Origin of the sequence: Collinsella sp. 4_8_47FAA (assembly GCF_000763055.1) — a bacterium.
Taxonomy (GTDB): domain Bacteria; phylum Actinomycetota; class Coriobacteriia; order Coriobacteriales; family Coriobacteriaceae; genus Collinsella.
Map to the genome: position 1 here is coordinate 200,406 of NZ_KN214136.1, position 13,774 is coordinate 214,179.

Sequence of the window (13,774 nt, forward strand, 5' to 3'; positions counted from 1 at the left end):
CCTGCGGGGCCGCCTGCCGCCTCGTTCGCGGGCACGAGGTCCCGGTGCGCGGCGATATAGGTCTTCACCGTGGTGAGGCCGCCGGCGTAGCCCTGGCCGAGCAGCCGCTCGAATATCACCTGCGAGTTGGTGACGCCCTTCCGCAGGAGGTCGTCCACCAGGCCGGTGTGGCCGGCGAGCACGCCCGGCGCGGCCCTCCTCCCGCTGTTCCCGTGGGGCAGGGCCCTGAACCCGTGTGCCCTGACCGTCCTCGCGCGGGAGCGGGTGAGCCCCGTCCTCCTGCAGAACTCCGCGAGGTTGCATGCCTGCGGGTCGAACCCGTCGCCCTCCTCCGCGGCCATCTCCCGGAGCGCCGCGTCTATAATCTCCTGTAGGTCATCGTGTCTCTCGTTCACCTCAATGGTCCTCCTAACGCCGGCGTGTTGGCACCACCAGCGTAGTGGCGGCGGGGAGGCACGGTGGCCATTATTCGGTGACCGGGATTGGTCAAAATAGTTTGACTATTAGCGGCTAAAATCGCCCGGCGCTAACATTGGCGCCTACGGCTTCGTGAAATCTCTCAAGACTCTTGTGAAACAGCTTATTAAAAGGAAATAGTTACTAGGGGCGTTTCTCTTGAATTTAATGGAGTTTGTAGAGCATGTGGCGACCTGGTTTTATGTCCGGGGCAAGTTGGCGTTTCTTGCAGGGAGATTCCCTGGCCAGATAAACATGACGAAGGCTTTCAGGCGACCGTTTTATTGTCGCGTATCGGATAAAGGCGTTATTAACGTTGGTGAGCGAACGTCTTTCAATTACGGTTGCGTCCTGATTGCTCATGAACGAATTGAGATTGGCAGAGGCTGTCTATTTGGTCCAAACGTCCATGTGTATGACTTCGACCACGGTATGTCCCAGAATGGAGTCATGTACCGGGACCAGCCGACTACGACTGCGTCCGTTCATATAGGTGACAACGTCTGGCTTGGCGCGAATGTCGTGGTGCTTAAAGGTGTAACCATTGGCGACAATGCGGTCATCGCTGCCAATAGTGTCGTTTATAAAGATGTTCCTGCGAATACGCTGCTGCACGAAAAACGGGATCATGTTTGCAGGGAGCTTCAATAGGATGCTGGATTGGCTTTCAATTCACGATGTACGCTGATCCGATAAAGCAGTATTGATAATGGCTTAATAAGATTAAAGCGTGCTTACGGTCCGAGATCGCCCGAATGCTTCACGTGAGCCGGAACACCGTGGCGAAGTACGCCGACATGGAGGCTCCTGCAGGCGGCAGGGGCGGACAGGCCGCCCCTGCGGAACTCCCAGAGAATCCCCTCGCGCTCCTCCTTCGTATACATCGGACTTCCTCCTGGACCCAGATTGGGTCCGAGGTCCCAGCTTTCTCGAATTACCAATGGGAAACAAAGTCTCTGGCCATATCGTAGACTGCATCGTTCAAGTCGGGATATTCCTGAAGGACATCGTTGACCCAAGATGGACCATGGGAATCAATAGAGGGAACGAAGCATTCTAATTCTCCAACAGGAACGATTTGAACGTTATGATGCGAAAGCGCATTGACTATTCGTTTACACGCTTTGTTCGCATCACCATCCAACGCATTAATGCCATACCTTTTCATTTCGTCCCAGCGTGATTTGCTCTCAAGCAGTTTTCGAATCTTCCCACAATTAGTCTTTGAAAAAGTCGGTCCTTTACATTGTTTGAAAATCTCATCTATTTCAGCCTTTAAGGAAACCACGCTTAAGCCCTCATCGTTTCCAAGCTCTTGGTTAATTGTTTCCCAATCCGATTTGATAGACTCCCAAACTACATTGTCCTGCAGAAGAACGCCTTTTATATCGGTAGGATTTCGCAAGATATCTGCATCGGCCACAACCGAATAATCGATGTGTAATTTCGAAAGAAGATCGACGTAAGTTCTAAACCGTCCCTTTCCACCTACGGGTAGGAACAGTGGAGTTGGTTCGCTGGCCCTCACGGTGTCCCAAATAAGTTGATAGAACATACAATCGCTATCGCTTTCGCAGAGAACTGTTCTTTCATGGAACAGGGAGTTAATTAAGTCAGAATACTTTAATAGCGTATTCGACGTGATCTTTGAAATGTCATCCACATCCAGCAGGGCGAAATCATTCACATCATTGGCTCTTGTAACTCGCACTACTTGAATGCGGTTGGGACCAGACTCAAGCATTCCATTTAGCAGCTCTTTACTGTGAGTGCTAATAAACAGCTGGCGCCCCGATGTTTCATTTGAAGCAATTAGAGATCCCATAAGCTTGGCTTGTGGCGGATGAAGAAACGATTCTGGCTCGTCAATAAACATTGAGGTGTATTGATTGGCGTATATGAATAACACGATACCGAGAAAGCTTCGCATGCCATCTCCCTGATGATGCGCAAGGGGATAGCTACTTAATGTTTCATACATGAAATCATTTATTTGAGGAACAGGCATATCTTTTGGCGCGACGGGCGTGCTTCCTAAACACAAGGGTATTTCGCTACCATTAAAATAATTAGGTATCACTTCCAATGAAAAAGCGGAATAGAAAGCTGAAGACACTTTTTCCAAATAGGAAGGGTCGCGGGTCAGCAGGGCTATAGGACCCGTGGCTGGATCCTTACGCGATACGCTTTTTTGGGGAAAGCAGGCAGAAAGTCGCGTCTCCGTCGTCAAAAAGCGAAATAGCATTTCTTTAATAGACTTTGGGTAATAGTCGTATTTATCGTAGTTTTTCATCTCATAATCCGAGATGCTAAAACCCATGCCTTCATAGCGAACAATGGCGTCATGCTTTTCAATTGCAATCTCATCCAATAGCGATTCCACATCTTCGAGACAAGGCTTTGTGAAATCAATTGAGGAAACTAAATTGCAGTTGCTGTCGCCTGATAGATGACAGTAGATATCGCGCAAACAGGTTGTCTTTCCTGCATTATTTGGTCCAACGAACACAACGATCGAATCGTTGCGTAGCTCCAAAGTTTGACCATCAGCAAACGTCAGTTCTTTTATCGGGGCATCAAGTCGCATATAGCCTCACTCGCAACAGTTTCATCGCGGTACCAATGTTGTCTGGAGAGATTCTCGGAAAGACTCCAACTAACATTCTATCTAATTAAAATAAATCGCCACCAGAGTGCAGACGTTTCTGATCTAATGAGTTCATTAAGGTCGTCTCCATTTATTTCACCTGCAGGACGCACTACTTAGGCAGACCATGAGTTGTGCTCTTACAGTATGCTTTTCAGACTGCCGTTTGGCGAAAAATAATAGACCGCTGCACTCCTCAAAAGTGTCAGGGAGCACTATTACCTCGGGCGTTCACTGCCGGGTGCATGACGTTTACATCCGTTTGTTGACCTTTCAATTTGGTCGATTGTTTATTGGGAGTTGTCATGCCGGTTAACCAATCTTTGGGTGCTAACGATCAATAGCGTTCTTTAATTGTTGCTGAGCGAAGAACCGGTGTTTCCAGTATTACTCGTAGGGGTCGAGCGATTGTGTTCTTTGTTGCTTGAGCGCGCTGTGGTTTGTACGAACTGCTCGTCCCTTACTTATAAGGATACCAAGTATGAGTGACCCTAAAGAAGATGGCAATCAAGAAGAGCTTGAGTGGCTTCTATTTGAGCTTGATGAAGCCCGCGAGGATCAGAGAGTGTCTTTGGATCATATCGTTCAGTTCCTTGTTGCTTGTATTGCTGCGCTCGCCATTTTGTATTCTGTTGCGGCCGGATTGATCGTCGTCGTCACATTCTGCTTGTGCTGTGGCCTGCCTATGTGTTTTACTGGGCGGGCCTCCTTATGTCGCGGGTGCGGATAGCCTAACCATCGCGGGGCAGACCTACGACGAGCCGGGTGTCTCGGGCCCCGGCTGGGCGGCGCGCACGTTGTTGCTGCTAGCGGCGGATCGGGCGAGGACTGCCGCTTCTTTGGTGTGCACGCCTGCGATGGCCAGTTTGTCGTGGATGCTCATTGGGTTGATGCGACCGGCACCAGCGCGGGCGTTGCCTGCAAGAGCGGCTCGCTTACGTCTGCACTGTTTGTGTCGCCGACGGGCGGGGCCTTTTGTAGCTCCAGCGTGATTGACGTCAGTTGGGCCGTAGCTCAGCATGTGGTAATTGAACCCACAGGCGCCCAGCCGCCGGCGGGGAAGACCCAGCCCGATACCGATGAGCCCACCGGTGGCAATCCCGCGGGGGATACAAAGCCCGGTAGCGAAGAAAAGCCCGGTGATGAGACCAAGTCCAGCGAAAACCCGCCCCCACGCCTGATTCGTCGCCCAAGTCGGAAGCCAAGCCTGCGCCCGCGTCCTCCAAGACGCCTGCGACCAAGACTGCCAAGAAGACCTAGCCCGCAACAACGCAAACCGCCGCGCTCCCTAAGACCGGCCACGGTGACTGGGTGGTTGCGTGCCTTGCCTTTGTCTTCTAGGTATGTTGTTGGTCACCATAAAAGTTCGGGCACTTCGCTGGGGGCTTTATTTGACAATGTAGTTTCTGCCGCTTCTTTCCCACATTTCTCTGATTCAATAATGCAGATTGCTTGAACACGGCTTGGGGCTTGCCATATATTTGAATTTGACTAAACTTAACTTATAAGTTAACCATATTTGGTTTCTTCTGAAGCAGAGGGGGTGGCCTTTGGCTAGTGACTATGAGCTTGTCGAATATGCTGATCCCGAGGGACGACCTTTTTGGGAATTAACCACCTCCCCTGAGAACTCTCAGTTTCAGAAGATGATGTCTGATCCTAAAACGAAGTTTACCGCCCGTAAAATGATCAATCAGATTTCAAAAATCTATGATTACGGGCTAAAGGATGTCACTGGAACGTCAAAGCTTCGATGTATCGAGCCTAAGATTGGGCTATACGAACTCAAGGGTTTTGATGGGGTTAATCGAGAAATGGTCTACGCGATTTGCCAAGGCGTGGACAAGATTGTTTTGCTTTTTTGGTTTAAGGGCCATCAAGGCTCGGGAAATATTTCCAAAGAAATTAAACGCGCAAAACAGTTGGCCGTGATAGCAAAGCAGCTTTTGGGGTCATAGCGTCGGCTTTTTTGCCCGCTTACGAAACGGAGACTTGTAATGGTTAAGGTCGATTTATCGGACTTTTACGCGGAAACGGAAACGAGCGAAACCCGTGCCTATGAGCACGCACTAGATATTGAGTTTATTGTTCATCGAGAGATGCAGCGCTCGGGCTTGAGTAAAAGCGAGTTGGCAAAGCGTATGGGCGTGAGTCTTCAGTCGCTTTCGAAATTGTTGAATTCTCAGCCTAACATGACGCTGAAAACAATCGCAAAGTTTGAGCTTGCGTTGGGTATCAAAATCATTCCTCAGGTCATTTCCAGTTATTCGAATGAGGCGCCGTTTTCCTCGTCTAATACTTCTGTCCGAGAACAATGGTCTTCATTTAACAGCGACTGCTCGGCTAAACGATTGAACTTTGAGATGATTCCGGGAGGTTTGGCTGCATGAGCAAGGATTTCATTGCGCCTATTCAGGTTGTTCATTTGTTTGTTGTCGACTCAACTTTTCATATTGAGAATGAGCCCTCCCAGAATATGGATTTAAAAGTTGACGTTAGTTATCAGGACGTCCATCTATTGAGGAACAAGGCGGGCGAGCGTGCAGACTTAAAGCTGTATGTGTGTGGCAGTCTGATTGATAGAGACGATGCAAAGGAAAAAATGCGCGCTGATGTGACGGTTGCTATTTCGGTGTCTACAAAATTGCCGTTCGACATTTCAGACGATGAAGCGCGCCGTTATCTTCTCTCTAATGCGATTTCCATGGCGTATGGTCACGCTAAGAGCTATCTGATGGTCGTTACTGGACTTTCGCCCATGGGGGCTTTGACGCTGCCGGCAATTCTTCCTTCGGAATTGGCAGCGGACAGCGATGCGTCTTTCCAAAGTGAGTAAGTTGTTCCCGAGTTTGATTTTGCATGCCGCTGTGTGCAAATGTAACGGGGTGCCGAATCGGTAGCTTGACTGATTCGACACTTATATTTCGAAGTTTCTAGTTGAAGCCCTGCGATGCCCGTGCTACGACAGCCAAATTAACCGTGACGTCCTGTCTTGCGACACGCATGTCGCTCGCACGGGTATCATGGTGAAAGCGATTTCAATGACAGGGGTACTCGTGGTAAAGATGAAAGATGTGGCCGAGCTGGCCGGCGTTTCGAGCGCCGCCGTCTCGCGCTACCTCAACGGTGGTTACATATCGACGGACAAGGCCGAGCGCATTAAGCAGGCGATTGAGCTGACCGGATACGTGCGGTCCAGCCAGGCTCGTGCACTGCGCACCGGTTCCACCAGGCTCATCGGCGTCATCGTGCCCAAGATCAACTCGGAATCCGTGAGCCGCATTACCGCCGGCATTGGCCAGGTGCTCGGTCGCCGTGGCTACCAGATGCTGCTTGCCAACACTGACAACGCGGCCGCTCGCGAGCTCGAATACCTCGATTTGTTCCAAAACCACCCAGTTGATGGCATTGTACTGGTGGCAACCATGATCACCGACGAGCATCGTCGGGCGATTGAGTCGTGCCGCGTGCCGATCGTGCTGATCGGCCAGAATGTTGAGGGTGCGGCGTGCGTCTATCACGACGATTACGAGGCCGCCTTTGAGCTGGGCCATGCACTTGCGGGTCGCGTGGACGGCAAGATTGCCTACATTGGAGTTTCCGAAGCGGACCGCGCGGCCGGTTATGACCGCCGTCGCGGTTTTGAGGCCGGCTTGCGCGCCGCGGGCGTGGCGCTTGATCCGAGCCTGATTCGCCTCGGCTCGTTTACGCTCGACTCGGGCTATGGTGCGGCGCGTGAACTGCTTTCCGTCGCTCCCGATGTTTCGTTTATCGCCTGCGCGACCGACACCATGGCGGCGGGCGCGTTGCGTGCCATCGATGAGGTTCGCGGCATAGGCGAGGGCATACACCGTGTGAGCGGTTTTGGCGACAATGCGTTTTTGCGCGCGCTGACAGGCGGCATTCCCACCGTGCATTATGGCTACCTGACCAGTGGCGTCGAGGCGACCAATATGTTGCTCAACACGCTCGATGGCGTGGAGGGGGAGAGCGGTCTCAAGACGCTTAAGCTCGGCCATCAGCTTATGAATGTCTAGGCTTTGGGCACGTCTGCCTGCCTCCGAGTCCTTATGTTTGTCTCAAAACTACCATTCGCCGGCTTTTTCCTACCGTTCACCGTTATATGAAAACGATTGCAGTCATATGAAACTGAAAACGATTACAGTTTAAGTGTCAAAGATGGCCGGGTGCACATGCGCCCGTTGGAGGAAAGGGAAGTCATGGACTACCGCAAATCAGCCCAAGAGGTGCTCGACAACATCGGTGGCGCCGACAACGTTGTTTCGGCCGCACACTGCGCCACGCGTCTGCGCCTGGTGATTGCCGATAACGCCAAGGTTGACAAGGAGGCCCTCGAGAATATCGACGGCGCTAAGGGCGTCTTTGAGGCCCAGGGCCAGCTCCAGATTATTTTTGGCACTGGCACCGTCAATAAGGTCTACGACGAGTTCATTGCACTCAGCGGCGTCGAGGCTGCCACCAAGGCCGAGGTCAAGGAGGCCGCGGCGCAGCAGCAGAACATCTTTATGCGAGCAATTAAGGTGCTCGGCGACGTCTTTGTCCCCATCATCCCCGCCATCGTGGCTTCGGGCCTGCTGCTGGGCATTATGAGTGCCCTCAACTTTATGGCCTCCAACGGCTTTATCGCGCTCGACACCAATAACTTTATCTACAAGATCGCCGACCTGGTCTCGGGCACGTCCTTTGGCATTCTGCAGATCCTGATCGGCTACTCCGCCGCTAAGGCCTTTGGCGCCAACCCGTACCTGGGTGCCGTCGTCGGCGGTGCGTTTATCAACTCCTCGCTGCAGAGCGCCTACACGGTTGCCTCCGAGGGCGTTCAGACCATGGTCACCGTTATTCCCGGTGTGTACAGCTTTGAGTGGGTCGGCTATCAGGGCCACGTGATCCCCATCGTTATCGCCTGCGCCATTCTCGCCTTCCTCGAGAAGCGCCTGCACAAGATCGTTCCCGAGATGTTCGACCTCTTTGTGACTCCGCTCGTCTCGGTGTTCGTGACCGTGCTCGTGACGCTCGTTGCCGTCGGCCCCATCTTTGTCTGGGCCGAGAACGCCATCCTCGGTCTGATCCAGACCCTGCTGACCCTGCCCTTCGGCATCGGTTCCTTTATCGTCGGCTTGTTCTATGCTCCCACGGTCGTTACCGGTATCCACCAGATGTACACCGCCATCGACCTGGGCCAGCTCGCCCAGTATGGCGTGACCTACTGGTTGCCCATCGCCAGCGCTGCCAATATCGCCCAGGGTGGCGCAGCGCTTGCCGTTGCCTTTAAGACCCGCGATGCCAAGATCAAGGGCTTGGCGCTTCCTTCGGCTCTGTCCGCCTTCATGGGCATTACCGAGCCTGCCATCTTCGGTGTGAACCTACGCTTCTTTAAGCCCTTCATCGCCGGCTGCATCGGCGGCGGTTGCGGCGCCCTGGTCTGCGCGCTCACTTCGCTGGCTGCCTCCGGCACGGGCGTTACCGGTATCTTCGGTATCCTGCTGTGCTTGGCCCAGCCCGTGCAGTACGCGATCATGTTTGCGGTCGCCGCGCTGGTTTCCTTTGGCGTCTCGTTTGTCCTGTACAAGGACGAGCCCAAGGCTTCCGAGCAGGCCTAAGAGGTTTTGGTTAATGGAATGCCCGCGGGCTGTATGCCCGCGGGTGTTTCCCGTATCTGGCGCCGATCTCTGGCACCTTGTCACTTTCGATTCGTTAGGACTTTGATATGTCTAATGCACTTGGTCGCGACCTTGCAAAGCTGGTTGCCGCTGTTGACGCTGCCGCCTCTGAGTGCGGTCATGGCGCGTATGGGCAGCGCTTCCATATTATGCCGCCGGCGGGTTGGCTCAACGACCCCAACGGTCTTTGCCAATCGGGCGGCGTGTTCCACGCTTATTTTCAATACGCGCCGTTTGACGTCGAGGGTGGCGTTAAGGTCTGGGGTCATGCGACGAGTCGCGATCTTATGACGTGGGACTACGTTGGCGCCCCGCTGCTGCCCGACGAGCCGTTCGATTGCCACGGCGTGTATTCGGGCTCCGCGCTTGCCGAGGACGGTCGCATTCGCGTGCTGTACACGGGCAACGTGAAGCTATCCGATGCGGACGGGACGTACGACTACGTCAATACCGGCCGTCGTGCCGATACCGTCTATGTGGAGAGCACCGACGGCCAGGCGTTCGGCGCCAAGCGTGTGGTGCTGGCGTCCGAGGATTATCCCGAGGATTTGACCTGTCATGTGCGCGATCCCAAAGTGTGGCGTGACGCGGACGGGCGTTATCACATGGTGCTGGGCGCGCGTCGTCGCGTGGATGGACCGCATATCGAGAGCCGTTTTTGTGCGATGCACGGCGAGGGTGCCGGGCGCGATGTGGGCGAGATCCTGGTGTATGGCTCGGCGGATATGCTGAACTGGGAGCTCGAGAGCCGTGTGTCTACTCCCGAGCGTTTCGGCTTTATGTGGGAGTGCCCGGGATACCTTGAGCTTGAGGCGGATGGCGGTGTACCGGCGAAGTGGCTGTCCTTCTCTCCCCAGGGGCTCGAGGGCGGTCGTTGGGACCGCGGGAACGTATACGCTGCTGGCTACATGCCTGTAACGGGCAATATTACCGGTGGTGACGGTGCCTATGAGCTGGGCGAGTTCCGCCTGTGGGACGCCGGTTTTGACTTCTATGCTCCGCAGGAGTTCACGGCCGAGGACGGTCGCCACATCCTGATCGGCTGGATGGGCATGCCCGATGAGCCGACCTATGGCAACGACCCCACTGTGGTGTGCGGCTGGCAGCACTGCATGACGGTGCCGCGTGAGCTTACAGCCGGTGACAGCGGCGTGGTGCTGCAGCAGCCGGTGCGCGAGATCGAGCACCATTATGCCTCGGTGCGTGTGGGGGAGGGCTCGTTGGAGGTTGCCGGCGATACCTGCTTTGACGTTGTTGTTGACGGTGCCGATGGCGCGTTTACCGCAACCGTTGATGGCGAGCTGAAACTGGCGTTTATGCCCGCTGAGGGCGAACTGCCCGCGCGCTTTGAGATGCGATTTACCGATGAGGGTCGCGCTTCTGCTGGCTGCGGTCGCACCGTGCGTTGGGAGCCCGTCGAGGAGGTTCGTAACGTGCGCATTGTCGGCGATGTCTCGTCGGTCGAGGTGTTTGTGAACGATGGCGCGCTCGTGTTTTCGACGCGCATCTATCCCGAGACCTATGGCGTGGCCGTTGACGCTCCGGGCGCGAGTGTGAACTATCACACGCTCAACATTTAGGCGATTCGTTGCATATCGGCGCTATACTGCAGCCGTTGCCCACGATGCGGGGAACATCCGCATCGTGGGTTTTGTTTTGAAGGGACGGTGCCGTATGGGCGTACAGCAGCTAGAAGAGGCCTGGGCTGCAAGGGCCGGCGCGCGTGAAGCGCGGTTGCTCGCGGCCTCGCATGTGCCAGCAGCGTTGTCGCTATTGGGAATTGTGCGCTCCGGTGACCGCCTGGTGGCCTTTGCGGACGACTTTGCCGATGCGTTTACGCGCGGCTTTGATGGCTGCGATGTCGCGCTGGTGGGCTCGCCATCCGTCGAGACGTTTGTCGCCGCGTCCGAGAACTTTGATGCTTCGCTTGATGCCGAGGGGCCGCACCTGTGGTGGTTTGTCAACTCCATCGGCGGGTTTGGTCTGCGTGTGCCTGATCTTCGCGCTCTGGGCCGCGCGGCTCGTGAGGCCCGCGCGCTGCTTGTTGTGGACAACACCGTGGCGTCGGATTTTGGCTGCGATCCGCTGCGGCTAGGTGCTGCGCTGTCGCTCGAGGCGCTCGATCGCGTGTGCGCCGGTAAGGCTCCGCGTAAGCTCGTTGCCGCTTCGGTGGCGCGCTCGCAGCTCAAGCGCCATCGTGTAGATGCTGCTGGCGAGCGCACATATGCCCTGCTTGAGGGCTGCGGCTTGGCAAAACTTGATTTGCCTGCTGACGAGGCCGGTGTGCTGGAGTGCGGGCTGGACTCGCTCAATACCCGCATGCAGGCGCATTTCGACCGCGCCCGTGCGCTGGCTGAGTATCTGGCCGCCAACGAGATGGTGAGCAACGTGCGCTATCCCGGACTGAGCTCGCATCCCGACCATGCCGTTGCAACGGGAATCCTCGAACATGGCTTTGGCCCCGCAGTTGAATTCGACCTTATCGAACGTAGTGCGGGAGAGCTGTTCGACGCTTTGCTGGGGGAGTTTCGCACATCGCCTGCCGGCGGCGCAACGACGCGTCTTTCGGCCCCACGCGGCAAGCAGGGGAGCACCATCCGCCTCTTCGCCGGTACCGACGATCCCTTGATCGTGGCCGCCACCCTAGATAATGCCCTCCGCAACTAGCTAAATCATCTTCAACTCCATAAGTTGCGGTGAAATAGGGATTGTTTTACGGCTTTAATCGCATAAACAGTCCCTATTTCACCGCAACTTATGAGAAGGGGTTGTGTGGCTATAAGGCCCCGTCCCAAATGGGCTACTCTTTGATGCTGGCGATGAGGTCGTTGGCTTTGGTGGCAATGACGTTGTTGATGTCGGCCTGTAGCTCCTCGTAGACCGCTATGGCGCGCTCGCCGGCGGGGGTGAGGGTGGATCCGCGGGCTCCGTCGCGCTCGATGAGTTTGCATCCCAGCTGCCCTTCGGCCTCGTTCACAATGCGCCAGGCCTTGGAATACGCCATGCCCATGCTTTTAGCGGCTCGGTTGAGCGAGTGTTCGCGGGCGATACCTTGCAGCAGCAAGACGCAGCCGTGGCCGAACACGCCCGGCAAATCCTTGTCGCACGCTTGAATGACCAACTTTGCCGTCGTCTTGTACTCCATACGCTCCACGTCTCCCCGCTAAAGTGTTTGCTGGGCAAACGCAAAGCCTGCGTCAAACCCTCGTGTGCTCTTCTTAAATCATGCATTGTAGCAGTCAAAGTGCGTTAAGATACTTCCCCAGTATTGGGCGCCCAAGGTTGGGCTGGGTCCTACGAGGCCTGCAGCCGACCGGTCGCATGGAAAAAGGAGAAACATGGCTACGTTCTTTCCCGGTGAGTCCCACACGTTTTCGGAGTATCTGCTGGTCCCTGGTTACTCGTCCTCGCAGTGCATCCCCAACAACGTCTCTCTTAAGACGCCGTTAACCCGCTTTAAGCGCGGTGAGAAGCCGGCAATCACCCTGAACATCCCCATGGTTTCCGCCATCATGCAGTCCGTCTCGGGCGTCGACATGGGTGTCGCGCTCGCTACCGAGGGCGGCCTGTCCTTCATTTACGGTTCCCAGAGCGCCGAGTCCGAGGCCGCTATGGTCAAGGCCGTCAAGGATCACAAGGCTGGCTTCGTTCAGTCGGATTCCACGCTGACCCCCGACATGACTATGGAGCAGGTCATCGAGCTTAAGGAGAAGACCGGCCACTCCACCATGCCGGTCACCGACGACGGCACTCCCAAGGGTAAGCTCCTGGGCATCGTCACCAGCCGTGACTATCGCCCCAGCCGCGATGACCACCAGACGAAGGTCTCCGAGTTCATGACCCCGCGTGAGCAGCTCATCGTGGGCGACAAGAACATCAGCCTCAAGGTTGCTAACGACGTCATCTGGGACAATAAGCTCAACGCCCTGCCCATCGTCGACGACTACGATCACCTCATGGGCATCGTCTTCCGCAAGGACTACGACAGCCACAAGACCAACCCCAACGAGCTGCTCGACGGCGACAAGCGCTACATGGTTGGTGCCGGTATCAACACCCGCGACTATGCCGAGCGCGTGCCGCTGCTCATCGAGGCCGGTGCCGATGTCCTGTGCATCGACTCCTCCGAGGGCTTCAGCGAGTGGCAGAAGCGCACCATCGAGTGGATCCGCGCCAACTACGGCGAGGACGTCAAGGTCGGTGCCGGTAACGTCGTCGACGCCGAGGGTTTCCGCTTCCTGGCCGACTGCGGTGCCGACTTCATCAAGGTCGGTATCGGCGGCGGTTCCATCTGCATCACCCGTGAGACCAAGGGCATCGGCCGTGGCCAGGCCACTGCGTTGATCGACGTCTGCCGCGCTCGCGACGAGTACTACGAGGAGACCGGCGTCTACGTGCCCGTGTGCTCCGACGGCGGTATCGTCTACGACTACCACATGACGCTTGCCCTTGCCATGGGTGCCGACTTTATGATGCTGGGCCGCTATTTCGCCCGCTTTGACGAGAGCCCGACCGAGCGCGTCAACGTGAACGGTCAGTACATGAAGGAGTACTGGGGCGAGGGTTCTGCGCGTGCCCGTAACTGGCAGCGCTACGACCTGGGCGGCGCCGCGAAGCTCAGCTTCGTCGAGGGCGTCGACTCCTACGTTCCCTACGCCGGTTCCCTCAAGGACGGCGTGGGCGGCACGCTCTACAAGGTCAAGTCCACGATGTGCAACTGCGGCGCCCTCTCGATCCCCGAGCTCCAGGAAAAGGCACGTCTGACCCTGGTCAGCTCCACCTCCATCGTCGAAGGCGGCGCTCACGACGTAGTCGTGAAAGATTCGCAGCAGTCCGTATCTTATCGATAAGGTAAGAGCCTCACATAAAGGTTGAGTTTCAACCACGTTATTTAGATAAAGCGAGATGCATGCAAGTCGCAGGCATCTCGCTTGTCGTATTTGCTATCATCATGCGAGTTAACGATGTGGCGGGGCGTTCTTACCTTTGC

11 protein-coding genes and 2 pseudogenes are annotated in these 13,774 nt (G+C 55.7%); 10 read left to right on the forward strand and 3 right to left on the reverse strand.

Annotation, left to right across the window (positions count from 1 at the left end):
• Positions 1 to 395 (reverse strand): annotated as a pseudogene (locus tag HMPREF9463_RS11165) (IS21 family transposase); the annotation flags it as partial.
• A 550-nt stretch (positions 396 to 945) separates the two neighbouring features.
• Between HMPREF9463_RS11165 and HMPREF9463_RS11595 the strand changes: the two are divergent.
• Positions 946 to 1,053, forward strand: a pseudogene (locus HMPREF9463_RS11595) (DapH/DapD/GlmU-related protein); the annotation flags it as partial.
• Positions 1,054 to 1,390: 337 nt separating this feature from the next.
• On the opposite strand, the gene HMPREF9463_RS07245 reads toward HMPREF9463_RS11595, so the two are convergent.
• A complete protein-coding gene (locus HMPREF9463_RS07245) occupies positions 1,391 to 3,043 on the reverse strand; it encodes an ATP-dependent nuclease (protein ID WP_035138084.1) in 1,653 nt (550 codons plus the stop codon).
• 541 nt (positions 3,044 to 3,584) lie between these two features.
• On the opposite strand from HMPREF9463_RS07245, the gene HMPREF9463_RS07250 reads away from it, so the two are divergent.
• The 8 genes from HMPREF9463_RS07250 to HMPREF9463_RS07285 all read left to right on the forward strand — a co-directional run bounded on the left by HMPREF9463_RS07250 (position 3,585) and on the right by HMPREF9463_RS07285 (position 11,451).
• The gene (locus HMPREF9463_RS07250; RefSeq protein ID WP_035138091.1) at positions 3,585 to 3,833 is read left to right on the forward strand and encodes a hypothetical protein; all 249 of its coding nucleotides are present in this window, start codon (positions 3,585 to 3,587) and stop codon (positions 3,831 to 3,833) included.
• Between the two features lie 820 nt (positions 3,834 to 4,653).
• Positions 4,654 to 5,061 carry a hypothetical protein gene (locus tag HMPREF9463_RS07255; RefSeq protein WP_035138092.1) on the forward strand — a complete coding sequence of 136 codons (408 nt, stop codon included), beginning with the start codon at positions 4,654 to 4,656 and terminating at the stop codon, positions 5,059 to 5,061.
• 39 nt (positions 5,062 to 5,100) lie between these two features.
• Complete coding sequence (locus HMPREF9463_RS07260) at positions 5,101 to 5,493, forward strand: helix-turn-helix transcriptional regulator (protein WP_035138093.1); 393 nt, start codon at positions 5,101 to 5,103, stop codon at positions 5,491 to 5,493.
• A complete protein-coding gene (locus HMPREF9463_RS07265; RefSeq protein WP_035138095.1) occupies positions 5,490 to 5,939 on the forward strand; it encodes a hypothetical protein in 450 nt (149 codons plus the stop codon). Before HMPREF9463_RS07260 ends, HMPREF9463_RS07265 begins: the two co-directional genes overlap by 4 nt.
• A gap of 229 nt (positions 5,940 to 6,168) precedes the next feature.
• Positions 6,169 to 7,140: a LacI family DNA-binding transcriptional regulator gene (locus HMPREF9463_RS07270; RefSeq protein WP_232219781.1), complete on the forward strand. Its 972-nt coding sequence runs from the start codon at positions 6,169 to 6,171 to the stop codon at positions 7,138 to 7,140.
• A gap of 183 nt (positions 7,141 to 7,323) precedes the next feature.
• Complete coding sequence (locus HMPREF9463_RS07275) at positions 7,324 to 8,724, forward strand: PTS transporter subunit EIIC (protein ID WP_035138098.1); 1,401 nt, start codon at positions 7,324 to 7,326, stop codon at positions 8,722 to 8,724.
• 107 nt (positions 8,725 to 8,831) lie between these two features.
• Positions 8,832 to 10,364 carry a glycoside hydrolase family 32 protein gene (locus HMPREF9463_RS07280; RefSeq protein ID WP_035138100.1) on the forward strand — a complete coding sequence of 511 codons (1,533 nt, stop codon included), beginning with the start codon at positions 8,832 to 8,834 and terminating at the stop codon, positions 10,362 to 10,364.
• A gap of 94 nt (positions 10,365 to 10,458) precedes the next feature.
• Entirely contained in the window at positions 10,459 to 11,451 is a 993-nt protein-coding gene (locus HMPREF9463_RS07285) for a PLP-dependent transferase (RefSeq protein WP_052044151.1), read from the forward strand.
• A gap of 133 nt (positions 11,452 to 11,584) precedes the next feature.
• Here HMPREF9463_RS07285 and HMPREF9463_RS07290 read toward each other — a convergent pair whose 3' ends face one another.
• Positions 11,585 to 11,929 (reverse strand): winged helix-turn-helix domain-containing protein, encoded by a 345-nt coding sequence (locus HMPREF9463_RS07290; RefSeq protein WP_035138101.1) that lies wholly within the window; start codon positions 11,927 to 11,929, stop codon positions 11,585 to 11,587.
• Positions 11,930 to 12,122: 193 nt separating this feature from the next.
• Here HMPREF9463_RS07290 and HMPREF9463_RS07295 point away from each other — a divergent pair, with 193 nt between their 5' ends.
• A complete protein-coding gene (locus HMPREF9463_RS07295) occupies positions 12,123 to 13,634 on the forward strand; it encodes an IMP dehydrogenase (RefSeq protein WP_035138103.1) in 1,512 nt (503 codons plus the stop codon).
• Positions 13,635 to 13,774 lie beyond the last annotated feature (140 nt).

Excerpts from the sequence above, each read along its gene's own strand:
- HMPREF9463_RS07260 (WP_035138093.1), top strand. The coding sequence starts at position 5,101 with ATGGTTAAGGTCGATTTATCGGACTTTTACGCGGAAACGGAAACGAGC.
- HMPREF9463_RS07245 (WP_035138084.1), bottom strand. The coding sequence starts at position 3,043 with ATGCGACTTGATGCCCCGATAAAAGAACTGACGTTTGCTGATGGTCAA.
- HMPREF9463_RS07285 (WP_052044151.1), top strand. The coding sequence starts at position 10,459 with ATGGGCGTACAGCAGCTAGAAGAGGCCTGGGCTGCAAGGGCCGGCGCG.
- HMPREF9463_RS07295 (WP_035138103.1), top strand. The coding sequence starts at position 12,123 with ATGGCTACGTTCTTTCCCGGTGAGTCCCACACGTTTTCGGAGTATCTG.
- HMPREF9463_RS07250 (WP_035138091.1), top strand. The coding sequence starts at position 3,585 with ATGAGTGACCCTAAAGAAGATGGCAATCAAGAAGAGCTTGAGTGGCTT.
- HMPREF9463_RS07290 (WP_035138101.1), bottom strand. The coding sequence starts at position 11,929 with ATGGAGTACAAGACGACGGCAAAGTTGGTCATTCAAGCGTGCGACAAG.
- HMPREF9463_RS07270 (WP_232219781.1), top strand. The coding sequence starts at position 6,169 with ATGAAAGATGTGGCCGAGCTGGCCGGCGTTTCGAGCGCCGCCGTCTCG.
- HMPREF9463_RS07280 (WP_035138100.1), top strand. The coding sequence starts at position 8,832 with ATGTCTAATGCACTTGGTCGCGACCTTGCAAAGCTGGTTGCCGCTGTT.
- HMPREF9463_RS07275 (WP_035138098.1), top strand. The coding sequence starts at position 7,324 with ATGGACTACCGCAAATCAGCCCAAGAGGTGCTCGACAACATCGGTGGC.
- HMPREF9463_RS07265 (WP_035138095.1), top strand. The coding sequence starts at position 5,490 with ATGAGCAAGGATTTCATTGCGCCTATTCAGGTTGTTCATTTGTTTGTT.